The organism is Weissella thailandensis (genome assembly GCF_001932615.1).
GTDB classification, from domain to species: domain Bacteria; phylum Bacillota; class Bacilli; order Lactobacillales; family Lactobacillaceae; genus Weissella; species Weissella thailandensis.
This window is the reverse complement of record NZ_CP014332.1, coordinates 200,387-222,795: the sequence shown is the minus strand read 5'-3', so window position 1 is coordinate 222,795 and position 22,409 is coordinate 200,387. Positions and strand designations below refer to the sequence as shown.

General features: G+C 38.2%; 21 protein-coding genes and 8 tRNA genes. 4 read left to right on the top strand and 25 right to left on the bottom strand.

Going from position 1 to position 22,409, the window contains the following annotated elements; translation table 11 throughout:
* Window positions 1–37: 37 nt before the first annotated feature.
* Entirely contained in the window at window positions 38–1,045 is a 1,008-nt protein-coding gene (locus tag FOL01_RS01205) for a LacI family DNA-binding transcriptional regulator (protein WP_075268924.1), read from the top strand.
* 80 nt (window positions 1,046–1,125) lie between these two features.
* On the opposite strand, the gene FOL01_RS01200 is transcribed toward FOL01_RS01205, so the two are convergent.
* From FOL01_RS01200 to FOL01_RS01105, 21 genes are all read right to left on the bottom strand, one after another.
* Window positions 1,126–1,812, bottom strand: a complete 687-nt coding sequence (locus FOL01_RS01200) for an MIP/aquaporin family protein (RefSeq protein WP_075268923.1) — start codon at window positions 1,810–1,812, stop codon at window positions 1,126–1,128.
* Window positions 1,813–1,826: 14 nt separating this feature from the next.
* Window positions 1,827–2,594: a triose-phosphate isomerase gene (gene tpiA, locus FOL01_RS01195; RefSeq protein ID WP_075268922.1), complete on the bottom strand. Its 768-nt coding sequence runs from the start codon at window positions 2,592–2,594 to the stop codon at window positions 1,827–1,829.
* Complete coding sequence (locus FOL01_RS01190; RefSeq protein WP_075268921.1) at window positions 2,594–4,405, bottom strand: FAD-dependent oxidoreductase; 1,812 nt, start codon at window positions 4,403–4,405, stop codon at window positions 2,594–2,596. Before FOL01_RS01190 ends, tpiA begins: the two co-directional genes overlap by 1 nt.
* Complete coding sequence (gene glpK / locus FOL01_RS01185; protein ID WP_075268920.1) at window positions 4,405–5,916, bottom strand: glycerol kinase GlpK; 1,512 nt, start codon at window positions 5,914–5,916, stop codon at window positions 4,405–4,407. The genes FOL01_RS01190 and glpK overlap by 1 nt, the downstream gene beginning before the upstream one ends.
* Before the next feature lie 550 nt (window positions 5,917–6,466).
* Window positions 6,467–6,595 carry a hypothetical protein gene (locus tag FOL01_RS11455; RefSeq protein WP_257787096.1) on the bottom strand — a complete coding sequence of 43 codons (129 nt, stop codon included), beginning with the start codon at window positions 6,593–6,595 and terminating at the stop codon, window positions 6,467–6,469.
* Window positions 6,596–6,697: 102 nt separating this feature from the next.
* Window positions 6,698–7,204 (bottom strand): type 1 glutamine amidotransferase domain-containing protein, encoded by a 507-nt coding sequence (locus FOL01_RS01180; protein ID WP_075268919.1) that lies wholly within the window; start codon window positions 7,202–7,204, stop codon window positions 6,698–6,700.
* 108 nt (window positions 7,205–7,312) lie between these two features.
* Window positions 7,313–8,146: a class A sortase gene (locus FOL01_RS01175; RefSeq protein WP_075268918.1), complete on the bottom strand. Its 834-nt coding sequence runs from the start codon at window positions 8,144–8,146 to the stop codon at window positions 7,313–7,315.
* 213 nt (window positions 8,147–8,359) lie between these two features.
* A complete protein-coding gene (locus tag FOL01_RS01170) occupies window positions 8,360–9,313 on the bottom strand; it encodes an aldo/keto reductase (RefSeq protein ID WP_075268917.1) in 954 nt (317 codons plus the stop codon).
* A gap of 85 nt (window positions 9,314–9,398) precedes the next feature.
* On the bottom strand, window positions 9,399–10,418 hold the full coding sequence (gene rfbB / locus FOL01_RS01165) for a dTDP-glucose 4,6-dehydratase (protein WP_075268916.1): 1,020 nt from the start codon (window positions 10,416–10,418) through the stop codon (window positions 9,399–9,401).
* An 84-nt stretch (window positions 10,419–10,502) separates the two neighbouring features.
* Entirely contained in the window at window positions 10,503–11,387 is an 885-nt protein-coding gene (locus FOL01_RS01160) for a 3-hydroxyacyl-CoA dehydrogenase (protein WP_075268915.1), read from the bottom strand.
* Window positions 11,388–11,495: 108 nt separating this feature from the next.
* A complete protein-coding gene (locus FOL01_RS01155; protein ID WP_075268914.1) occupies window positions 11,496–12,638 on the bottom strand; it encodes a trans-sulfuration enzyme family protein in 1,143 nt (380 codons plus the stop codon).
* A 378-nt stretch (window positions 12,639–13,016) separates the two neighbouring features.
* A tRNA-Leu gene (locus FOL01_RS01150) sits at window positions 13,017–13,100 on the bottom strand.
* A 46-nt stretch (window positions 13,101–13,146) separates the two neighbouring features.
* Window positions 13,147–13,230: transfer RNA gene (locus FOL01_RS01145), tRNA-Leu, on the bottom strand.
* 57 nt (window positions 13,231–13,287) lie between these two features.
* Window positions 13,288–13,360, bottom strand: a tRNA-His gene (locus FOL01_RS01140).
* A 14-nt stretch (window positions 13,361–13,374) separates the two neighbouring features.
* Window positions 13,375–13,445, bottom strand: a tRNA-Trp gene (locus tag FOL01_RS01135).
* Window positions 13,446–13,487: 42 nt separating this feature from the next.
* Window positions 13,488–13,560 (bottom strand) — tRNA-Phe (locus tag FOL01_RS01130).
* Between the two features lie 8 nt (window positions 13,561–13,568).
* A tRNA-Asp gene (locus FOL01_RS01125) sits at window positions 13,569–13,642 on the bottom strand.
* A gap of 2 nt (window positions 13,643–13,644) precedes the next feature.
* Window positions 13,645–13,717: transfer RNA gene (locus FOL01_RS01120), tRNA-Val, on the bottom strand.
* 431 nt (window positions 13,718–14,148) lie between these two features.
* Window positions 14,149–15,042 carry an isocitrate lyase/PEP mutase family protein gene (locus tag FOL01_RS01115; protein WP_075268913.1) on the bottom strand — a complete coding sequence of 298 codons (894 nt, stop codon included), beginning with the start codon at window positions 15,040–15,042 and terminating at the stop codon, window positions 14,149–14,151.
* Window positions 15,043–15,780: an isocitrate lyase/phosphoenolpyruvate mutase family protein gene (locus FOL01_RS01110; protein ID WP_075268912.1), complete on the bottom strand. Its 738-nt coding sequence runs from the start codon at window positions 15,778–15,780 to the stop codon at window positions 15,043–15,045. It abuts the gene before it with no gap.
* A gap of 113 nt (window positions 15,781–15,893) precedes the next feature.
* Complete coding sequence (locus FOL01_RS01105; RefSeq protein WP_075268911.1) at window positions 15,894–17,279, bottom strand: AcpB/EbpR/MafR family transcriptional regulator; 1,386 nt, start codon at window positions 17,277–17,279, stop codon at window positions 15,894–15,896.
* Window positions 17,280–18,038: 759 nt separating this feature from the next.
* Here FOL01_RS01105 and FOL01_RS01100 point away from each other — a divergent pair.
* Window positions 18,039–19,394: an MFS transporter gene (locus tag FOL01_RS01100; RefSeq protein ID WP_075268910.1), complete on the top strand. Its 1,356-nt coding sequence runs from the start codon at window positions 18,039–18,041 to the stop codon at window positions 19,392–19,394.
* A 189-nt stretch (window positions 19,395–19,583) separates the two neighbouring features.
* Here the strand turns inward: FOL01_RS01100 and FOL01_RS01095 are convergent, their stop codons facing one another.
* Genes FOL01_RS01095 through FOL01_RS01080 form a run of 4 tightly spaced genes read right to left on the bottom strand, consistent with a single transcriptional unit; the run spans window position 19,584 to window position 21,633 of the window.
* Window positions 19,584–20,447 (bottom strand): aldo/keto reductase, encoded by an 864-nt coding sequence (locus FOL01_RS01095; protein ID WP_075268909.1) that lies wholly within the window; start codon window positions 20,445–20,447, stop codon window positions 19,584–19,586.
* Window positions 20,448–20,464: 17 nt separating this feature from the next.
* Entirely contained in the window at window positions 20,465–20,884 is a 420-nt protein-coding gene (locus tag FOL01_RS01090) for a cupin domain-containing protein (RefSeq protein WP_075268908.1), read from the bottom strand.
* Window positions 20,885–20,909: 25 nt separating this feature from the next.
* The gene (locus FOL01_RS01085; protein WP_075268907.1) at window positions 20,910–21,233 is read right to left on the bottom strand and encodes a carboxymuconolactone decarboxylase family protein; all 324 of its coding nucleotides are present in this window, start codon (window positions 21,231–21,233) and stop codon (window positions 20,910–20,912) included.
* A 19-nt stretch (window positions 21,234–21,252) separates the two neighbouring features.
* A complete protein-coding gene (locus FOL01_RS01080) occupies window positions 21,253–21,633 on the bottom strand; it encodes a DUF2255 family protein (protein ID WP_075268906.1) in 381 nt (126 codons plus the stop codon).
* A gap of 130 nt (window positions 21,634–21,763) precedes the next feature.
* Between FOL01_RS01080 and FOL01_RS01075 the strand changes: the two genes are divergently transcribed.
* Together FOL01_RS01075 and FOL01_RS01070 are read left to right on the top strand one after the other, a co-directional pair.
* Complete coding sequence (locus FOL01_RS01075) at window positions 21,764–22,201, top strand: MerR family transcriptional regulator (protein WP_075268905.1); 438 nt, start codon at window positions 21,764–21,766, stop codon at window positions 22,199–22,201.
* 110 nt (window positions 22,202–22,311) lie between these two features.
* Window positions 22,312–22,382, top strand: a tRNA-Cys gene (locus FOL01_RS01070).
* Window positions 22,383–22,409: the final 27 nt, after the last annotated feature.

Below are 22,409 nucleotides of genomic sequence, written 5' to 3'. Positions count from 1 at the left end.
TAAAATTATTTACCAATAATTTATAAAGGGATGTATTATGACCTCAATTAAAGAAATTGCTCTCGTTGCCGGTTTTTCTCAAAGCACAGTTTCACGGTTATTAAATCACGATGAAACATTATCCGTGTCAGAGAACACACGAATAAAAATATTAGAAACCACCAAAAAATTACACTATCCCATACGACCACAAGAAATCAAAAAGCAATACAAAATTGCCGTGTTTTTTAGTTTAAATCCGCAACATGAAATTGAGGATGTTTACTATTATGATTTACGTCGCTGTATTACTGAACATGCAAAAGAAGAATATATCGACATTACATTTATGAATATCCCAGATAGCACCAACAGCAATGCATATGATGGGGCTATCGCTGTTGGCTATTTCGATACATTGCAACTAACACAGTTACGTCAAAATTTTTCTCACATTATATTCATCGATGGCAATCCTGATCCTGAACACTTTAGTTCTGTCCAGCCAGATTTAGAGTACGCAACCACCAAGGCCGTAAATTTGTTTATTAATCGCGGCTTTACCAACATTGGTATTGTAACTGGCAGGTATTGGTCAACTAATATACCTAATAACCAAGTTGTGCGTCTTGATAGTCGCTTAAACTACTTTAAAAATATTATGACAGATGCTAATTTATATAATTCCGACCTGTTATTTCAGGCCCATGATTTTACAATGTCTAGTGGCTTAACTATTGGTCAAAAAATTGCCAATATCCTTAAAAGTGATTTGGCGATCGATGCTTTATTTATCAGTTCTGATTCCCTAGCAATTGGTGTTCTCAATGCGCTAAATGAAGTGGATCCTCATTTAGCCCATAAAATAGCAATTATTAGTATTAACGATAGTGCCAGTGCTGCGTATACTCAGCCAGCATTAACAACATTTCATATTGATATACAACAATTGGTGGCTACTGCTTTTGATAAGCTAGATGATATGATTTCCTTTAATAAGGCCGTACAAACGACCACTCTAATGACACCAACCTTGATTTACCGTGATAGTTTTAAAAAAGATTAATAATAGTAAAAAATCCCGTTTCCAACAATGTATCGGAAACGGGATTTTACTAATTAAACTATATTGATAATCTAGATGTCTTAATCACGCAAAATGTAGCGATCAATCAATGCCCCAAAAATCGAACCTACAAATGGTGCCGTTAGATATACCCACAAATCGTCCATGGCCATACCACCAGCGAAGAGTGCTGGGAATAATGAACGAACCGGGTTCATTGATGCACCAGTTAAGTTACCAGCAGCAAAGACCAAAATAGCGATTGTTAACCCAATGGCGATTGGTGCCTGTAGGTTATATACCTTAGTTTTATCATTGTTCAAAACCAAGACAACCACTAACAATACTGTGGTCAAAACTACCTCAACAAGAAATGCCAAACCGGCAGAAATATTAGGAAATACCGTTGAATTCAAGTTATTCTTAGCGACTTCAGTTGCCCAGCTCAAGCCAGCCCCCTTTAGGTAAGCTTTATAGGTCAAGACCAAAAACAAACCACCAATCAAACCACCAACTAATTGTGAAACGATATAAATAAGTGTTTCAGCGGCTTTCATTTGTTTTGTTAAAAACATCATCACTGTAACAGCTGGATTAAAGTGAGCACCTGATAAAGGACCAAATGCGTAAACCAAAACGGCTAGTGAAATACCCCAACCAAGTGAAGGTCCCAATAGGTCATTGTACCCACCCATAACTACCAAAGCTGGTCCAAAGAAGACCAACAATGCACTTCCAAAAACTTCCCCAAAGATTTTCTTTTTCATTTTTTTATTTTCCCCTAAATAGCATCGTTAACCATACTCAAGAATGCAGTTGGTTCAAGTGATGCGCGCCCAATCAACAAACCATCAATATCCTCTAACCCAAGAATATCTTTTGAATTTTCTGGCGTAGCTGAACCACCATATTGAATACGAATCTTATCAGCAACTTCTTGTGAAAACAAGATGGCTAACGACTTACGGATAACCCGTGCTGCATGTTCAATAACTTCTAATGAGGGTGTTTCGGCAGCACCAATTGCCCATGCTGGCTCATATGCAATCACAATATTTTCCGCTCTTTGCCGATCAACACCTGCTAGCCCAACCGCAATTTCAGTCAAAGGTGCCATATCCTCGTCATCTGGATTATAGCGTGTGGTATCTTCAGCAATGGCGACAATTGGAATTAACCCGTTACGTAGTGATGCCGTAACCTTCAGTCCCACTGATCCGTTGGTTTCTTTAAACATCTTGCGTCGCTCATAGTGACCAATAATTGATCCTGAAACTTCGATATCTGCCAAGGCAGCTGGTGAAGTTTCACCCGTATAAGAACCCTCATCAGCCCAGTGAACATTTTCAGCAATCACTGAAACTGGTAGCTTTAGTTCTTTACTTTGCTTAACCATTTCATGCAAATAAATATCTTGTGCTGCAATCCCGACTTTTACTTTGTTAGCATCTGGTAATTTCCCTTGAATTTCTTGTAAGAAATCATAAACCTCTGCTACTTTTTTATTTGTTTTCCAATTTGCAACAATTAAAGGAATTCTCTCTGCCATTATTTAAACTCCTTTTTTAGCGCTTTTAATTGTGATTCATCACGTGCGCTGATATATTCTTCCGTCATAGCCTGTTTCGTTTCGTCAGACCAAGACAACATTTTAGCCATTTCATCAATCACTGGCGTTTCAAGCCGTGCTAAGTCCTCTGACTTAAACAATAAGTAATTTGTCCGTCGCAAGAAGTAATCAATTGGACGTAAGACAAATTCTTTTTCGATGGCGTAATGCAACATACTGGTTTCAGCAACAGATAACTTAGGTGCTGAAACACCTGTCTTGATATATTCAATAATTTCAGGTGTGTTAGATCCATAAAGGCTAGCGATTTCCTTAGCTTTCACTTCATTCACTTCATACTTCACTAACTCTTCAGCATACTTTTCAAGTTCACCATCAACATTGTTTGGGTCAAAGTGACCTCCTGAGACAGAATACTGTGTAGCATCAACTGGTGTGATCGTTTTTTCAAATTTATCAGCAAAAATCTTTGCGATTTCTTCCATTGTTTCCGTTGCCATCAGACGGTAATCAGTAAGCTTACCACCTGACACATTAACAATGCCGTTTTCCGCCTTAATTTGGAAACCACGTGAAACACTTGAAGTACTCTTCTTATTACCTGCTAAGCTGTCTAGCTGATCATCAACGACTTCACGATCAATTTCATGCTTGAAATATTTATCGAGATTTTCACCTAATGTGTGTAGATTTTCATCAGATGCAACCTTCTTTTTCGTATTCCCGTTATAATCACCAGTACCACCAATTAATGGCCGTAGTCCTGCCCAACTTGCTTGAATATCATCAACAGTGATATTTGCATGAGGGAAATGATTATTCATGGCCGTCAATAGATACTCCACATCGGCTTTTTCTACCTTTGGATGCAAGTAATCACCGGTATAATCAGTATCTGTTGTTCCAAAGTAGGTCTTGTTTGCACGTGGAATAACGAATAACATACGACCATCATGGAAACCAGAATCAAAATATACCGTATTTGGTACTGGTAAACGGTCCTGATTAATCACTAAATGCACACCTTTAGTTGGACGAATAGCATCTTGTGTTGTTTCATCCGCAAATTCTGTAATCGAATCGTGCCAAGGTCCAGCCGCATTGATCACGACTTTTCCTTTAATATCAAATAATTCCTTCGTAAATGTATCTGCAACACTAATACGCTTACCAGAACCATCAGGAGTAACTGAAGTTGCCTTCAAATGACTAACAGCAACTGCACCATCACTAACAGCTTGTTTAATATTTTCAATTGTTAAACGTGCATCATTATTTTGATAATCTAGATAAATAGCCAAGCCGACTAATCCTTTACTATCTAACATTGGTAGGTAGTCATGGGCTTCTTCAGCCGATAGTAGCCGATGCACATAAGGGCTGTCCTTAGGAACGTTAGCTAACTTATCATAAATTCCCATCGCAACCTCAGCACTCATTGGTGTAAATGTTGCTTCAGGATCATCATAAAGTGGCATTAACATATGTGATGGACGCGGAATATGTGGTGCAACTTGCTGCACACGCGCACGTTCCGAAACTGTATCAGCAACCACATCAACGTCAAACGTCTTTAAGTAACGAATACCACCGTGTACTAATTTTGTTGAACGACTACTAGTTCCTTCAGCAAAATCCTGCATATCAATTATCGCTGTCCGTAATCCGGAAGCAGCTGTTTGAAGCGCGATACCAGCACCAGTAATTCCAGCACCGATAATGACAACATCAAAGTCATTTTCTTTCAGTTGTTGAATTGCTGATATGCGCTGATCACTTTTAAACTGCATTATTTCTTGCCTCGCTTCTTAGGCTTAAAGGTCTGTGTGGCCTTCACAGCCAATTGCCATCCTTCATACAACTCATCAGCATCATCTTCCGTCATCTCTGGGTTAAATTCAGTTGATTGTTGTGTCATTGTCTTTAATTCATCAACATCTTTCCAGAAACCAACCGCTAGACCAGCTAAGAATGCTGATCCCATCGCCGTCGTTTCAACATTGGCAGGACGTGATACCTCTGTTTGTAGCAAATCTGATTGGAATTGCATGAGGTAATTATTCAGTGATGCACCACCATCGACGTGCAACTTAGCAATATCAATTCCCGTTTCCTGACGCATGACATCAACAACGTCACGACTCTGATAAGCTAATGATTGCAAAGTTGCCTTTACGAAGTCCTCACGGGTTGTTCCACGTGTCAAACCAAAGACTGATCCTCGTGATTCTGAATCCCAGTAGGGTGCACCTAATCCGGTAAAGGCAGGTACAACATAAACTTCATCCTCATCAGTAGAAGCCTTGGCCATATCTTCACTTTCAGGACTTTGTTCAATGACCCGCATACCATCACGTAACCATTGCAAGGCTGATCCAGCAACGAAGACTGAACCTTCAAGGGCATATGTTACTTTGCCATCCATTCCATAAGCAATAGTCGTTAATAGACCATTCTTAGAAATGTTTACATCATCACCCGTATTCATGACAACGAAAGCACCAGTACCATAAGTGTTCTTAACGTCACCCTTATTGAGAGCTAATTGACCAAACAAAGCTGCCTGTTGGTCACCGGCAATTCCAGCAATTGGTACCTCAGCACCGAAGAAGTGAACTGGAATAGCTGTTCCATAAATTTCTGAAGATTGACGAACCTCTGGCAACATTTGTGATGGAATGTTTAATAGATTCAATAAATCTTGATCCCACTTCAAGTTCTTAATATCAAACATCATTGTACGAGAAGCATTGGTATAATCGGTAATGTGAACTTCCCCACCGGTCAACTTCCATACCAACCAAGAATCAATCGTACCGAATAGTAATTCACCGTTCTCAGCACGGCTTTGAGCACCACTGACTTGATCCAAAATAAAACGAATCTTCGTTGCTGAGAAGTACGCATCTGGAATTAAACCAGTCTTCTCTTGAATCATGTCTTGATAGCCATCAGCAATTAACTTTTCCGCAATTGGTGCCGTTTGACGTGATTGCCAAACAACCGCATTATAAATTGGTAATCCAGTTTCCTTATCCCAAACAATCGTTGTCTCACGTTGATTGGTAATACCTACTCCGGAAATATCACCTGGGTGAATTCCTGATTGAATCAAGGCTGTTGCAATAACTGCTTGGACAGCAATCCAAATTTCATTAGCATCTTGCTCAACCCAACCTGGTTCTGGATAGAACATTGTGATCTCACGCTGAGCCGATGCAATCACTTTACCCTTTTTGTCATAAATGACAGCTCGAGTACTGGTAGTCCCCTCATCAATTGATAATACGTATTTTGGCATAGTTAATATCCCCCCATTGGATGACTTACACATTAACAAAACATTTAAATTTAATGTTGTTATTTATGTAAGCGGTTTCTAACTTCACAACAAGGTTACAACGAAATAAAAAAATTCACAATGTTCAATTTTAATTCGATTTATATCATTAAAAAATTCACAAAAAGTTCATAAGTTAGCGCTTATATAACTTTATTCTTATCCTTTAGTAGAAAAACATTGTCAAATCGCCTGCTAACAAATGTTTATGATTCACTTATGTGAAACTGTTTTACATTTTTTTGTTTTATACAATTTACATAATGTAAGTCTTTAACAAAAGGTCATAAAAAAAATTCACAAAATATTTTTTTCACAAGCAGATTTTAGTCCTGTATTTCATATTTTCAAAAAATATCAGGCCTAAATATACGACAAAATTATGAATAGTTTTTATTTCTAGAACGAAAAACAAAAAAGTTCTGGCAAGAATTGCTTTCACAATTCCTGCCAGAACTAAATCTAAATCAATATGATATTCTTTTTTTCATTAAAAATGATTATACAAACACTAATCAGCCTTTTTATAATCAGCTGGTGCTGGCCTTCCCTTAACCTCTTCTTGTGGACTAAATTGTGTTGTTTCCTCTTCTTGAGAATCTTTCTCTACTTCTTCTGATTTCTTATTGTTCTCAGTCATAAATAGAATCCTCCTCGGTGAATAAAACTAATTAATCCTGCTAGGATATAGCGTCATTTTAACAAAAATAATTAATAGTTAAAAACAAAACGACTTACTAGACTAGCCAAGAGCAGCGACGACTGCATCATTAAACACTGGCAAGTCCTTAGGTTCACGACTAGTAATCAAGTTACCATCGATGACCACTGGCTTATCTTCAATACGGGCACCAGCATAATACAAATCAGGTTGTACAGTCAGGTAAGACGTCATTGTCCGTCCGTGTACTAACCCTGTTTGGATCATTAATTGTGGACCATGGCAAATACTTGCGGTTAGCTTGTTCTTTGCCAAGAAATATTTAACAAAATCAACAAATCGTTGATCGGCACGTAATTGATCAGGTGAAAAACCACCTGGGATGAATAAGGCATCAAAGTCTTCTGGCTTTACGTCAGAAATTGCTTTATCGACTGTAATCTCTGTACCATGCTTTCCTGTGACGGTTCCTTGTTCAAAGCCAATTGACGTCACTTCATGGCCGGCATCTTCAATTGCTGTAACCGGATCAGTATACTCAACATCTTCTACAAAATCAGTAACAAGAACTGCAACTTGTTTTTTCATTGTTAATAACCTCCCGTGGTGTAGCATTTGATTACCACGCGTATACAATAACACAACTTTTTTGTCGTTGTTAAGTGGTAGGTTTTAAGAAATCATCTCGTTAACACATTATTTAATTGTTTTTGTACCACCGGCATCGCCATTAACACCTTCTTCAACACCTGGGTTGTACCAATCAGCATGGGCATTCGTTTTTTGTTTCGTTAGATCAAAATACGCCACAACGCGCGTGGGTGCTTTGTCCCACGCATAACTTTCTTTCAAATTTCCAACAGTAATAATCCGGTACGACGTACTTGGAAATAAGCACGTCACAATTGTTACTTGTGGCTCCTTAATTGGATCAAGTACATGTACATCATCCGCCTTAACTAAATATTGGTGCTTGATACGGTACTCATAAATACCATGATTATTAGCTAAGTAAATAGCTTTGTGATTCAACCAATCATTTGTTTGACGCTGTCCATTCACTAAATAAGGTTCATCATCCTGATAGTTTTGCTGCAAACCACTAAAACCTGTCAATCCATCATCAAAATTGTGGCTCGCTAAACCATAGTTGCTTTCTCCCATAATGGGTGCTTGTTTACCAGTCGGGTCGGCATCACTCCGATTCGCATAATTGGCTCCTGCTTGCAGACCTTTTTCAGAATAGGCATCATTAAAAACTGGCTCTAAAATGCCAACCGTCGGCACACTAACAAACCCCTGCTTTTTCAAACCAGGTTGTGTTTCCCGCATCAGTCGCTGTTTGATTTGCTGACGCTTATTTAGAGATATCTTCTTATGACTGTCGTCAACCTGTACCTTCCGCGAGCGGATTTTTTGTACTATTTGATTATGGATGCCAAACCAATTTTGCTGGTAGCCAACATAACCAATGCTGCCTAAAATCACAACCAGTAATATAAATAGAAAAAATCTCTTAATGTTTTTCATTTCAAGTCAATTCTCCAACATAGCTTGATACATCCATTATATCTCTAACAACACGCAAATAGCCCGACGTTAGTTTTCCTGTAACTTGTGTACAATCATTTATAATTAAACACACCGTACAATATATCACATCATGGATGACTAAAAATTGCCAGGTACTTTATAAAAGCACCTGGCAATTTTTATTTCATTTTATATTATATGCATCCAAACTTATGGCAAATCATTTCCTGCTGCAAAGTAAATGTCATACCACTCTTGGTGCGTCAATTGGACATCGCGACCATCAATCATTTCTGTCAAGCGGCTTGGTGTCATTGAACCCAAAACAACCTGCATATTTGCTGGCATTGACAAAATGAATGCGACAGCAATCCCGTTCTTAGTTGAATGATGATTATCAGCAATTTCTTGCAACTTGGCATTCAACTCTGGGAACTTGTCGTTATCCACAAAGTGACCTTCAAACATACCGTATTGGAATGGTGACCAAGCTTGGATCGTCATATTCTTTAATTGTGAATATGGTAAGATACCGCCGTCATGATCAACTGAACGAGCATCTGACATGTTAACATGCAGACCTGCATCGACCATCCCCGTATGCATCACACCAAATTGTAATTGATTAGCAACCAACTTCTGGTCCAATACAGATTGTAGCAACTCTACTTGCCAAGGATTCATATTCGAAACCCCGAACTGCTTAACCTTTCCAGCTGCTGACAAAACATCAAATGCTGCGGCAACTTCTTCGGGTTGTACCAATGCATCAGGACGGTGTAGTAAGAAAACATCCAAATAATCTGTATTCAAACGTGACAATTCGGCATCGACCGACGCAATGATATGATCCTTAGAAAATTCATAACGTGGTCCCAAAATACCATCGCCAGCAACGGGGGCTTCGTCTAATAAAATACCACCCTTTGATTGCAGGATAATATCTTCACGCTTAACGCCAGCTGCTTTAAGGGCACCTGCTAACTTTGAAGTCGACTGACCATTACCATAAATATCAGCGGTATCAAAAAAATTAACACCCTTTGACATCACTGTTTCAACGACTTCTTGTGCTTGGGCGTCTGATTTATCCCCCATACGCATGGCACCCAACGCAATCGTTGGGACCATCAAACCAGAACCACCTAAATTAATTTGTGACATTTTTGCATTCCTCCCTTTCTAGGTACATTTTACACCCTTTTCTAGGGTGAAACAGTGTTGACATTATGAACTAATTTTGATTGATTTATTGCTTATTTTTCGCATAATTAGCTTCTACCTTTGCTTTATCTTTTTGCCACCAAGCTTGATTTTGACGATACCAGGCAATTGTGTGTTGTAGTCCCTCATCAAAATCCGTATACTTTGGTTGCCAATTCAACGTACTACGTGCTTTCGTAGCATCAATAGCATAACGCAAGTCATGACCTGCACGATCTCTGACAAAGTCAAAATCGTCTGGCGCCTTCCCCATAGCCTGTAAAATTTCCCTTAATACGGAAAGATTATCGTGTTCACCATTTGCACCCAAAAGATAGGTCTCACCAATCGTACCATGCACCAAAATCTCCCAGATACCAGTTACATGATCATAAACATGGATCCAGTCGCGAATATTACGACCATTCCCATATAACTTCGGTTTGATACCACTAATAATATTAGTAATTTGCCGTGGAATAAACTTTTCAATATGTTGATAAGGGCCATAGTTATTCGATGTATTTGAAATTGTTGCTTTTAAGCCAAACGAACGCACCCATGCCCGGACCAACATATCTGATCCGGCTTTGGTTGCTGAATATGGTGAAGATGGATCATACCTCGTCAATGGCGTAAACTTCTCATCCCGACTAGTACTATCTAAGGGCAAATCACCATAAACTTCATCCGTTGATACATGATGAAAACGAACACCATAACGACGTGCCGCTTCAATCAGGGTAAATGTACCCATTAAATTAGTCTCCATAAATGGCGACGGATCATTTAACGAATTATCATTATGACTCTCAGCTGCAAAATGAACAATGGCATCTGCTTTTTGCACCAATTCATCAACCAATTTTGCATCATTGATATCACCTACTACTAACGTCACCTGATCTGTTGGTAAATCAGCTAAGTTTTCATCATTACCAGCATAAGTCAACTTATCCAATACTGTTATTTTGACATCTGGATGTTCGGCGACCACATAGCGAACAAAGTTTGTGCCAATAAATCCAGCACCACCTGTCACCAATATATTTTGATATTTAGCCATTTTGTTTCTCCAAAAATCATTTGTATAAAAAAACTGAGAACCTCATTATTAGCTCTCAGTTTTTATCTTAAGAATTTATAATTTTTATTTCAAGAAATCAGGTTCCAAAAATGCTGGATTAGGATATTGGTAGAATCCCTCACCTGATGCAGCACCTGTCTTACCATCATCGATCATGGCCTTCAACGCCTTAGCAATTTCTGCAGATTGTGTATCTGTATCAGCTTTAGCCAAAGCAAGATTGTAAGGTGTATTTAATCCTACCACATCAAGGATAGTAAATGGTCCTTCTGGTGAACCAGTAGCTATCATCCATGACTTATCAATCGTCTCTGGATCAGATACTCCATTGACCCAAAGCCTTTGTGCGGCATCTAGTAATGGCACTAACAATGAATTCAAAATATAACCATGCTGTTCCTTATATAAGCGGAATGGTACCATCCGAATATCTTTAGCAAATTGGACAACTTCATCCAAATACTTATCTTCAGTACCTGGATGACCCATAACCTCAGCGTTGTTATTCTTCCAAATTTGGTTAGCAAAGTGAATGGCCAAGAATTTTTCAGGACGGTCAACATACTCCGAAAACTGCGAAGGTACAAATGTTGATGAATTAGTTGCAAAGATTGTCTTAGCTGGAGCAACCTTTGACAATTCCGTGTAGTAATCAACCTTGATTTTTACACTCTCCGGAATAGCTTCAATCACCAAATCAGCGTCAGCAACCGCCTCGGCCAAACTTGTACTAAATGACATTTGGTCGATCACTGAACCAGCTCTATCCCCATCATCATAGAAATCCTCAAATTCAGGTACATAGCTAGCTAATAATTGCTTGGCATGGTCTAATGCGCCATCATTAATATCATAAAGTGTCACTTTAAAACCTGTAAAGGCAGCTTGAAATGCAATCTGACTGCCTAAAACACCACCACCAGCAACGGTAACATTTTTAATTGTCATACAAAATTCCTCAATTCTATACTTATTCATTAATATACCTTACAACATATATCAATTATAACACCGTTACCGCTTTCATTTTATTTAAAAGATTATTACTTTAAATTTTTAATCACCTAAATATTTAAAGGCATGTGCCAAATCAGCCAACAAATCCGCTTGGTCTTCAATACCAACAGACAAGCGTATCAATTCATCCTTAATCCCATTTTGTAGTCGAATTTCTCGTGGAATAGCACCGTGGGTCATCACAGCTGGTACTTCTACCAAGCTTTCAATGGCCCCCAAACTCTCCGCTAATGTGATAACTCTTAGCTGTTCAACAAATGCCTCAGGGTCTAATCCTGGTTGCAATTCAAAAGAAATCATTGCACCAAAACCATGCATTTGCTTCTTAGCGACTTCATAATCTGGGTTTTCTGGGTCACCTGGATAATAAATTTTGCTTACCATAGGCTGCTTATTTAGATAGTCAAAAACCGCTTGAGAATTCTTTAAATGTGCCTGCATACGTAATGACAAAGTCTTAATCCCTCGTTGTAATAACCAACTTTCTTGTGGGGCTAAAACACCGCCGATGGCATTTTGCAAAAAGCCAATTCGCTCTCCCAATTCTGGATCTTTCGTAACAATCAGACCGGCAATGACATCACTGTGACCACCCAAGTACTTTGAAGCACTATGCAATACGATATCAACACCCAACTCAATTGGTCGCTGGATGTAAGGTGACGCAAATGTATTATCGATGACACTCAATATCCCATGTTGCTTCGCAATATCAGCAACCGCTGCAATATCAGTTACCCGCAACAAGGGGTTGGTTGGCGTCTCCAAGTAAATAGCTTTTGTTTCTGGTGTGATAGCTTGTTTAACAGCTTCCAAGTCACGCGTGTCAACAATTGTAAATGTCATGCCAAAACGCTTTAATACCGAATTGATCAGGCGGAAAGTTCCCCCATAAACATCATTACCAACAATAAAATGATCACCTGCTGAAAAGAGTGAAAATACTGTATTGATAGCTGCAGACCCTGAAGCAAAAGCAAAGCCATCAGTACCGCCCTCTAAATCAGCAATTAACTTTTCGACCGCTTCACGAGTTGGATTACCTGAACGTGAGTATTCATACTTACCTTCACCGATTTTATTTTGGTGAAAAGTTGATGCCATATAAATTGGTATTGATGTTGCCCCAGTAAACTCGTCTTCGCTAATACCACCATGAATTAATTTTGTACCAAATTCCATTTTATTTTCCCCTATTCGTTAATGTCTCAATTTCCCCTAATAAAAAAAACGCGAAATTCTGATTTTCATCAGAGACTTCGCGCCCGCAGCTCAATCCCAGCCAAGTGGGTATTGAACTTTTAAGGTTATTATTCCTCAAAAATGCCAATACTAACAGGCCGAACATCGCATAAAGCGCATTGTTCGACGGAAACAAGCTGTTACATTAAGCATTGATTGATTCATAATGACCCTCCACTGAATTTATTGACATAAGTGTACCTGCATTATTATGTGACTGTCAAGCACTGAAAATACAAAGTTGACCTGTTCATAGTTAATACTAGACAAAAAAAGTTCCACAAACCTAGTCAGACCAAGTTTGTAGAACTTAAAATATGCCGTCGATGGGGGTCGAACCCATACTCCCTTGCGAGAACTGGATTTTGAGTCCAGCGCGTCTGCCAATTCCGCCACAACGGCATGTAATAATTAAATAAGCGTACTGCTAGTAAACGGTAATACCGAATGCCGTCGATGGGGGTCGAACCCATACTCCCTTGCGAGAACTGGATTTTGAGTCCAGCGCGTCTGCCAATTCCGCCACAACGGCATATTTAACTATTATCATATACAAATATAAAAGGAGTTACTAATCAATAACTCCAAGGGCGGTAGATGGGGATCGAACCCACGCGTGCCGGAACCACAAACCGGTGTGTTAACCACTTCACCACTACCGCCATCATCAAAGAAACAGGGGTAGAGGGAGTCGAACCCCCACCGACGGTTTTGGAGACCGTTGTTCTACCATTAAACTATACCCCTATTTTGAGATGGTTATTATTGACAATACATTGTATCATCAAATGGCGCGAGGCGGAATCGAACCGTCGACACTACGAGCTTCAATCGTATGCTCTACCAACTGAGCTATCGCGCCATTATAAACGGTCACAACGGGATTCGAACCCGTGATCTTTCGCGTGACAGGCGAACGTCATAACCAACTAGACCATGCGACCAATGGACGTTACAGGGATCGAACCTGTGACCCCCTGCTTGTAAGGCAGGTGCTCTCCCAGCTGAGCTAAACGTCCATTTTCTGTTGCTGTAAACTCAACAACAGAAATTATTATACCTATATTTCGCAAGCTTTGCAACCCTTAACGGCATATGATTTTAATTTTATCTGAATATGAAGTGATAAGGGTCGTTTGATGAAGGATAAGATTGTCTGCTTTTATATAATGAATTAGTTAGTAGAGTTTCCGTTATTCATAATTTCACTTTGTAACTAATAATCAAGAAGTTACTAGTATGTTAATCAGGTTAGACTTTCAAATACAATAAAGACCCTTACTCCGAAATATGGCCCTTTTAACGAGGCAATTGCCTATCTTATTTTTATAGTATTTAAACTGTCAGCCTGTCGGGGACTAGTGCACGCAACTACCGAAGCTCTTAACAAAACTGGTCGAAAAGCTTCCGACGTTGAAAGTTTTTCGACCAGTTAGCTATTTAATTTTCACTATAAGTTAATAGGGGTAGTTGCATACTTTTGTTCAATATCATTAATGTCATCAAGACCAATAAAGTCGTTAAACTCTGGGAAAGTCACCATCTTATCCATTTGGTTCTTAGTTGTGCCTAAATTCACCATATCCTTTAGTAGTCTTTCAGCTGCAAAAGTCTGCGTATAAATTAAGACATTGGGATGAATTGCAATAGAGAAGCCCATTTCATGTATTTCCTTATTGGTCATCAAAGGCGTTTTCCCATTTTCAATCATATTAGCCATTACAGGCACATCCGGAAAACTATCCGCTACCACTTGCATATCTTTTTTCGTCTTCGGTGCCTCTATGAAAACCAGGTCAGCACCAGCTTCGTGATAATGTTGCGTACGTTTAATTGCCTCGTTTAGACCTGAAACTGCGTAAGCGTCAGTCCGTGACATAATTAAGAAGTCGTCATGTTCACGAGCATTGACCGCTGCCTTTAGTTTGTTAACCATAACATCTTCTGAAACAATGCTCTTTCCATTCATATGACCACATCGTTTTGGCCACGTTTGATCTTCAATAAACAGCCCGGCAGCTCCCATATTTTCATAAACATGTACTAATCGTTCAATATTCTGTTCATCACCATAACCAGTATCAGCATCAATAAACACAGGAATATTAACAGCATTGATGATTTCGCGAGCTGAATCACTCATCAATCCAAAATCAGCGATTCCTCGATCAGGTTGAGCTAATTTACTAGCCGCCGTAGCATATCCAGCCTGAAATATAGCTTTAAATCCAGTTCGTTCAGCAATTTTTGCACTCAAAGCATCTGGTGCAACAACCATGTTGACCAAGTTGTCGCTAAAACACATTTGCTTAAAACTTGCCCTCATTTTATCCCCTTTTGTCATCTAATTAGCCTCCACTTCTGTTTGAAATATCCTTTGTTCTGCCTCCATACGGGCCTTCGAAATTACTCCCGTACGAAAAATAGGCGAAAAATGATTGTCAACAAAATAATTCTCATATTCCTCATTAAAGACTGCACCAATTTGTTGTGTTTCAGCCAAGCTATCAATTTCGTCAAACTGATCTTTTCCTAAATGTCCCACCAAAATTACATCTGCGACTGCTTCTTTTTTCAAGTAAGCCACTCGTTTGGCTAACCCTTCAACACCATACGTTTGAACTCCGTCAAGTTCCGCAAATAATACTGTGGTAGAGTCTTCAAAAACATCTTTGGCCGCCTTTAGTTTAGCAACAAAGTCACTGAAGTCGATAATATCTACTTCATCATCGTTGGTATGCGATGGAAAAATTTGATCATTAATAACTACACCATCTGCCCCCGACCGCTCAAAGTCCTGCACAACAAAATAAGTTGTTAATTGATTTCCAAATCCTGACTGAGCATCAACAATAAGTGGGAATGTGGTGTTTTCCTTTACATGGCGAATCACAACACTCATTTCTGACGGAGAAATTAACCCTTCATTGGTTTTTCCTAGCTGCGATTTTACTACATCGTAACCATTTAAATAGGCAGCTTCAAATCCACCCTGCCATACAGATTGTGTTGATTGAGAATCCATAACACCTGGTACAGTAATCGACTGTTTGCCTGTAAATATTTCTTTTGAAAAGCTCATGTCCATCCCCTCCGATTATTAGATTATTAAAATATGATTAGTTAATAGTTTAACGATTATTCCGATTGCAAAAAGGCCATTATTTCATCACTTAATGATGAAATAATGACCTTTTAAAATTGAAATGTTTTTAAATTTTCCCAGTCACGTTTGTTAAGCGGGACATTTATTGAAACCATTGGTTGTTTAACAGAGATATCTAAATTACTTACCACAAGATCACATTCAATTATTTTTTTAACAAAAATTACTCTATATTGGTCGATTAAATTTTTTTGTAACTCTTGCTGAAACCAAAATCGATAAGCAGGGGAAGAATCTAGTGCCAAAAAAACATGCAGTACTGGATTCATCAAACTCATATCAAAATAACCTAACACTAAAGGCACAAGATTTGTTAGGAGATATTCTTGATTTTGAAACGCCAGATTACCAGTTTTCTGCAATTTTTCTAATGTTTCGGTCAACTCCTCAACCACCCTGGGGCGTTCCAATTTCATTGCCTGCAAAAGCGTATCACGCTCAAGTATAAGTCCCCCCACCGGAAAAACCATACTGTAACTGTGAATGATATTAAGTTGGTTCAGCATATTTTTAGTATCATCGTTATTTAATTCTTGTTGCAATCTCTTTTGTAACACACACAATAACTGTTGCGAGGCCATTTGAATTGAATTACTTACTTGCACTTCTCCAACGTGCATTGTGGTACAAAAAAAGAGACCACAATAGCCTAAAAATGTCGCCTCTTGTATACCCGTTACAAGAGGTAACATCCAATGATAAATTGGTTGGTCATTAAGCCTTATTTCTAAAATTTCTTTAGAAAGTTCAATTTGATGTCCTTGCCTCTGACGTTGGGTATTAATAACCCACCAGTAAGCTATTTGTAATTGCGTTGTTTCTTCGAGATGGATACGTTTTTTTGTTAACCAACCCTTAACTTTTTTCATTACATATGCGCTTGAAAATTTAGGAAAAGGCCATTCAAAATGTGAATAGGTTTCCCAATAAACTCGATAATAACAAAGACGGACTAGGGCTTCATCCCCAACTAATTCATGGCTGGAAGAAGAGTAGCGGATCCCAAATAATGCAAGATGACTTTGCAAATCTTTAACATACCTTTTCACAGTAGAATCACTAACAAAATTCAAATCATTAAATTCTCCCAAGTTATGTAATTCACCGTCAAATGTGGATTTCACTAATCGAATTAACACTGATTCATCCGTCAATATCAACATAATTTTATTTAAATTAATAGCAGGATGTCGATAAAATAATGCGCCTGTTTTTTCATTATATTCTAAATACATTTCATTGGCAGAAAAATGACGTTGAATTAAAGATTGCAATTCAACTATATGCTTCTTTACCGTATTACGATCAACTTGTAGTGCACGTACCAATTGTACGACTGGAACAGATGTACCTTGATCATCTAAGTAACGAATAAGTTTAACATTGATAGTATTTCTACTCATAAATGGTTGCATGTAGCCACTCCTATATTTATTGCCATTATTTCTATTTAATCTTCATTGACACAATTTTCTAATTATATTAGAATTGCTCTAACATTTAATCAAGCAAAGGAAAATACGATATGAAAAATACCAATGTAACATCTGTACAAATTGTCTTACCCGTCTTACTTAACATTTAATGACGGGTAGATTTTAATGTGCCTGTCTAGACCGACGGGCAGCATTGGTAAACCTTAAGCCAAGAGCTGTTTCTTAAACAGCTCTTGGCTTTTTTGTTTTCTCTTCCAAAAATTAAATGAAAAAAACTACAGACTACTTACAAAATCATATCTCTATTAAACAGAAAGGATAACAAATGATAAATACTCTTAAATTTAACATTTACTTACCACGGATACCTCCCAATAGATGCTCAAAAACTTGATTCTATTGAATTCTAAGGTAGTTTTCCACCGTGTACATGTCACACAATAATTTTAACATTTACACACATGAAACATATTAGTTAAAAATATAGAATTGCAAAATTAGGGAGGGGTTATTCTGTATGTGGTTTTCGCCTCGTGGTATTTAGAAAGAATATCTGGCTAATACATTAGCTTCTTTTTACACAACACTTAAAAAACATGATCTACTCTATTTTTTAATAAACTATCGAACTAGCAGTGAACTACATTAAAGCATACATGAATGTCAAAATTTGTATCTAAACAGACGGGCTAGCTACCCATGTCTTCGACCCTTAATAGTTAAAGGAGTGAATTATATATGCTAAATAGTAATACATCAATATCAGAAGCTACAGAAGTCTATCAACCAGAAGTAGCCGAAAAATTATTGTATAAAATGAACACCATTCAAACAACTAAAACATTTCGACGCATCTTTTTTTTAACAGCGGCTGGCTTATTTCTGGATGCCATGGATTTGTACCTTGCTAGTGGGGTTATGAGCTCTTTTACTACAACGCATTTTTCTACCACTACACAAAATTCCGCCTTTCTGTCATTTGGCTTCTTAGGCCTATTTATCGGTTCAGTAGCGGCCGGAGTTATCGGAGATACCAAAGGACGTATGAAGGCATTTCAATGGAATCTATTATTATTTGGCTTCTTTACTTTCATTGGGGCATTTGCGCCAAACATGATTGTACTAATTATCACTCGATTTATTAGTGAAATTGGCCTAGGTGCTGAAATGGTGACAAGCTTCTCAATCATTAATGAATTCGCACCCGTTAAAACTCGCGGTAAATGGTGCACTACTGCGTCATTCATTGCTAACATCGGCGCCCCAGTTGCAATGTTACTTTGTTTAGTCGTTCTCCCCATTTTTAGTTGGCGAGGCATGTTTTTTATTGTTGGTGCTTTGGCACTTATTTTCAGTTATTTCCGTCACAATCTTCCAGAATCACCTAGATGGAATATCGAACATTATCACTATGATGCTGCTGAACAAACACTGTCTATGCTAAAAAATGAAATGGATGCGGAACATAAAAAACCCGCTACAATTGTTGAACATTCAGCTGCCAAAGAAACTGATGTTGATAAACATCTAACTCGTAACACGTTTGTTGCTATTGCTCTTGCAACCGGAGCTATGGTCTGTCAATACACGTTTACATCTTGGGCACCAACATTGTTAGTCAAGCAAGGTATCGACATTGCTAATTCTTTGTCTTATTCAACACTAATGATGATTGGTGCTCCAGTTGGGGCTTTTGTCGGTTCACGGTTAGTTGAACGTATCGGCCGTAAATTAAACATTATCAGTGCATTTACATTAGTTGCAATTCTTGGAGTAACTTACAGCCACTTAACCTCACCTGTCGGAATCGTTGTTGTAGGATTTTTGCTAACAGGTTGCTTCTATGTTTTAAATGCCACTATCATTGGTGCTTACATTACTGAACTTTTTTCAACCAAATATCGATTCCGTGGTGCAGGAGTAGCCAATGGATTAGCAAAACTGGCTAATTTTGGTATGCCATACTTAGTTGTTTTCTTCCTGAATGTATCATCCGTAAGCATGGTACTTTACTTCATAGCTGGCTTGGCCATTGTTGCGGCAATAATTACTCTTGTTCTAGGTCCTGAAACAACTGCAAAACAAATTAATTAATATATTTCTAAAACCAATTAATAATATTTCTGACAAGTTGGCAATGACAGCAATATAAAAAGTGAATTAGACGATTAACTCACCATAAAAGGCCATATCTCGGATATTTTCCGAGGTATGGCCTTTTTTTTATTTGATTCTAAAAATTAAAACACACAAACATTTTCTTCTTTATCAACAGCTATTCAATCATTTACCACTGAATACAGGAAAACCACTTGAATCACCATAGTCTTTAAACTGTGGTAAATTCTTTAAAATTTCCATATCTGCCGCATCAATTTTAAAATCAACAGCCGCATTATCAGCAATATGCTCTGGGGTCTCACTCTTAGGTAATGGCAAAGTTCCCAATTCTAAACAATAGCGGATTGCCAATTGTGGGACTGACACTTGATACTTAGCCGCCATTTGTTTGATTTGTTCATTTTTCAAGATTTCACCATGCGCCACTGGCGAGTATGCTTCAACTAAAACATCATTTTGCTTTGCTTGTTCTAATAAATCGAAAGACGTGTTTCCAATGTGTGTTAACAATTGGTTTACTGCCGGTTTAATTGACCCATTTTCTAAAATATTAGTTAGGTCAGCTTGTTTAAAATTAGAAACGCCAATTGCTCTAACTGTACCCGCCTGAACGGCTTCTTCCATAGCACGCCACACTGCTAAATTCTCTTTAAAGTAATGATTTTCCCCGTGAAATTCGGCCCATGGCTCAGGTGAATGGATCAACAATAAGTCAACATAATCCAAGCCCAATTTTTGTAACGATTCATCAATTGAATTTTTGACAGTTTCATAATCTTTGAATTCTGCTTGCACTTTAGTTGTGACAAAAAATTCATCTCGATTAAGTCCACTGGCCTTTAACCCTGCACCAACACCTTCCTCATTACCATAGGCTTGCGCAGTGTCAAAATGACGATACCCAAGTTCGGCTGCCTGTTGAACTGCTGTTGCTACCTTATCATTGTCAATCAACCAAGTTCCAAAACCTAATTTTGGGACTTGAACACCATTATTTAGCGTGTACTTTTCATTTAAGATTGTCATCTTGCCGCCTTTCTTATTTAATCAGCTACCACTAACTTGGCGTATTCTTCGTCCGTAACTGGCTCTAACCATTCTGATTCACCTGTCGTAATAGCCAAGTGACTGAACCAAGAATTTTCCGTGGCACCATGCCAGTGCTTTACGCCATCATGTGCTATCACAACATCCCCCGGCTTTAATAATTGTGCCGCTTTACCTTCTTCCTGATACCAGCCTTCACCACCAGTAACCAATAAAATTTGACTACCGTGATGATGAATATGCCAATTATTACGACACCCAGGTTCAAAAGTAACATTGCCAACTGGCACACTGACGTCTTTTCCTGGCGTTACTAACGTATTGTTATAGCTTTGGCCAACAAAGTATTGAGCATAAGCATCATTTTTAGGACCAGTTGCAAATACTCCTGGTTGCTCAACTTTTTTCTCTATCATCTTTTTTCTCCTCACTAAAAATAAATTACTTCTCTTGCCAAATCTCTTTTGCCCGATTAAAAGCTGACCAAGCCTTTGGCCAACCTGTGTAAAAAGCTAAATGAGTAATTTCGGCCACTATTTCTTCTTGGGTAATCCCATTATTTTTTCCAATTTGTAAATGGGCGGACAACTGCTCGTTATTCCCCATACCAATCAACGCTGCAATAGTTATTAATGAACGGTTATGCGCAGACAACTCGTCTTCTTTGTCCCATACTTCACCAAATAAAACATCATCATTCAAATGGGCAAATTGTGGTGCAAAAGTACCTAATTGTTCTTGCCCTGCAGTTTGTTTATTAGCCATAACGAATTCCTCCAATAACTTACCTAGGTAAAATCTTAACTGTTGCACTTACTGGTCCCGCTTGTAGCATAGGTGGTAAATAAGGACTATCTTGGTACTTTTCTTGATACGCTGCATTAATCTTTAAATCTAATTCATTGCTACCAGATGCATCAATAAATTTTGTTTCGAATTCTTCACCAGCTAGGCTGATTTTACCAGCTCCCTGTACCATAGCTGATTGATACCATCTTGAATTTTGGCCATTATAAGCTCGCACATACAAATCATCGTCTACAATAACTGACCAAATCCATGTCGGCGTACCATAAGTCTTGCCATCCGCATAAAATGGTGACACGTGTAAGTCATCAGCACTTGTAAATTTATTTAATTGTTCGGTTGTCCACTGTAATGTCATTTTTTGTCCCCCCATTTCTTAGCATCTAGAGCAAGCATACTACTTAAAGTACACTTTAAGTCAAAGTAAACATATACCGGTTATTATTGTATAATACGACATGAACTTAACTTTAAGAGGTGCGTAAAAAATGAATTATTTATCTGATAATAAAAAATATACTATTGGCGAATTTAGCCGTAAATTTAATTTACCAACTTCCACCTTACGATACTACGAAACAGAAGGTTTGATTAAACCGCAAAGATTTCCTAATGGCCGTCGTTACTACACGACAGAAGATGTTAGTTGGCTTAAATTTTTGAATCATTTAAAAGGCACTGGTATGAGCGTTAAAGATCTTAAGCAATATATTATCTGGCGCGAACAAGGAGATCGTACCATTCCACAGCGTCTTGAACTTTTAAAGACTACCAAGAATGATTTTTTAAACGAATTTTCAGAAATACAACATCATCTACAAATTTTAAATGACAAAATTAATTGGTATGAAGCAAAAGAAGCAGGCATTTCTTCTGAAGATGAAGCCTTTGCTGACTATCTGCAAAAATTAGGGCATCACGAATAAAATAAGCACTTGGCTACTCCCTATTCAAACAACTTCCACTACAATTCAATTAGGTAATTGCAACTTTGCTTCATTTCCCCTATAATATGTAATCGTGGTAGTAAATATATGGTAGTGTAGCCAAGTGGTAAGGCAATGGTCTGCAAAACCGTCATCACGGGTTCGATTCCCGCCACTACCTTATTAAAAAAGGACAAACTGACAGTGT

Coding starts and splice junctions, on each gene's coding strand:
- FOL01_RS01205 (WP_075268924.1), top strand. CDS start 38: ATGACCTCAATTAAAGAAATTGCTCTCGTTGCCGGTTTTTCTCAAAGC.
- FOL01_RS01200 (WP_075268923.1), bottom strand. CDS start 1,812: ATGAAAAAGAAAATCTTTGGGGAAGTTTTTGGAAGTGCATTGTTGGTC.
- tpiA (WP_075268922.1), bottom strand. CDS start 2,594: ATGGCAGAGAGAATTCCTTTAATTGTTGCAAATTGGAAAACAAATAAA.
- FOL01_RS01190 (WP_075268921.1), bottom strand. CDS start 4,405: ATGCAGTTTAAAAGTGATCAGCGCATATCAGCAATTCAACAACTGAAA.
- glpK (WP_075268920.1), bottom strand. CDS start 5,916: ATGCCAAAATACGTATTATCAATTGATGAGGGGACTACCAGTACTCGA.
- FOL01_RS11455 (WP_257787096.1), bottom strand. CDS start 6,595: ATGACTGAGAACAATAAGAAATCAGAAGAAGTAGAGAAAGATTCTCAA.
- FOL01_RS01180 (WP_075268919.1), bottom strand. CDS start 7,204: ATGAAAAAACAAGTTGCAGTTCTTGTTACTGATTTTGTAGAAGATGTT.
- FOL01_RS01175 (WP_075268918.1), bottom strand. CDS start 8,146: ATGAAAAACATTAAGAGATTTTTTCTATTTATATTACTGGTTGTGATT.
- FOL01_RS01170 (WP_075268917.1), bottom strand. CDS start 9,313: ATGTCACAAATTAATTTAGGTGGTTCTGGTTTGATGGTCCCAACGATT.
- rfbB (WP_075268916.1), bottom strand. CDS start 10,418: ATGGCTAAATATCAAAATATATTGGTGACAGGTGGTGCTGGATTTATT.
- FOL01_RS01160 (WP_075268915.1), bottom strand. CDS start 11,387: ATGACAATTAAAAATGTTACCGTTGCTGGTGGTGGTGTTTTAGGCAGT.
- FOL01_RS01155 (WP_075268914.1), bottom strand. CDS start 12,638: ATGGAATTTGGTACAAAATTAATTCATGGTGGTATTAGCGAAGACGAG.
- FOL01_RS01115 (WP_075268913.1), bottom strand. CDS start 15,042: ATGACAAAAGGGGATAAAATGAGGGCAAGTTTTAAGCAAATGTGTTTT.
- FOL01_RS01110 (WP_075268912.1), bottom strand. CDS start 15,780: ATGAGCTTTTCAAAAGAAATATTTACAGGCAAACAGTCGATTACTGTA.
- FOL01_RS01105 (WP_075268911.1), bottom strand. CDS start 17,279: ATGCAACCATTTATGAGTAGAAATACTATCAATGTTAAACTTATTCGT.
- FOL01_RS01100 (WP_075268910.1), top strand. CDS start 18,039: ATGCTAAATAGTAATACATCAATATCAGAAGCTACAGAAGTCTATCAA.
- FOL01_RS01095 (WP_075268909.1), bottom strand. CDS start 20,447: ATGACAATCTTAAATGAAAAGTACACGCTAAATAATGGTGTTCAAGTC.
- FOL01_RS01090 (WP_075268908.1), bottom strand. CDS start 20,884: ATGATAGAGAAAAAAGTTGAGCAACCAGGAGTATTTGCAACTGGTCCT.
- FOL01_RS01085 (WP_075268907.1), bottom strand. CDS start 21,233: ATGGCTAATAAACAAACTGCAGGGCAAGAACAATTAGGTACTTTTGCA.
- FOL01_RS01080 (WP_075268906.1), bottom strand. CDS start 21,633: ATGACATTACAGTGGACAACCGAACAATTAAATAAATTTACAAGTGCT.
- FOL01_RS01075 (WP_075268905.1), top strand. CDS start 21,764: ATGAATTATTTATCTGATAATAAAAAATATACTATTGGCGAATTTAGC.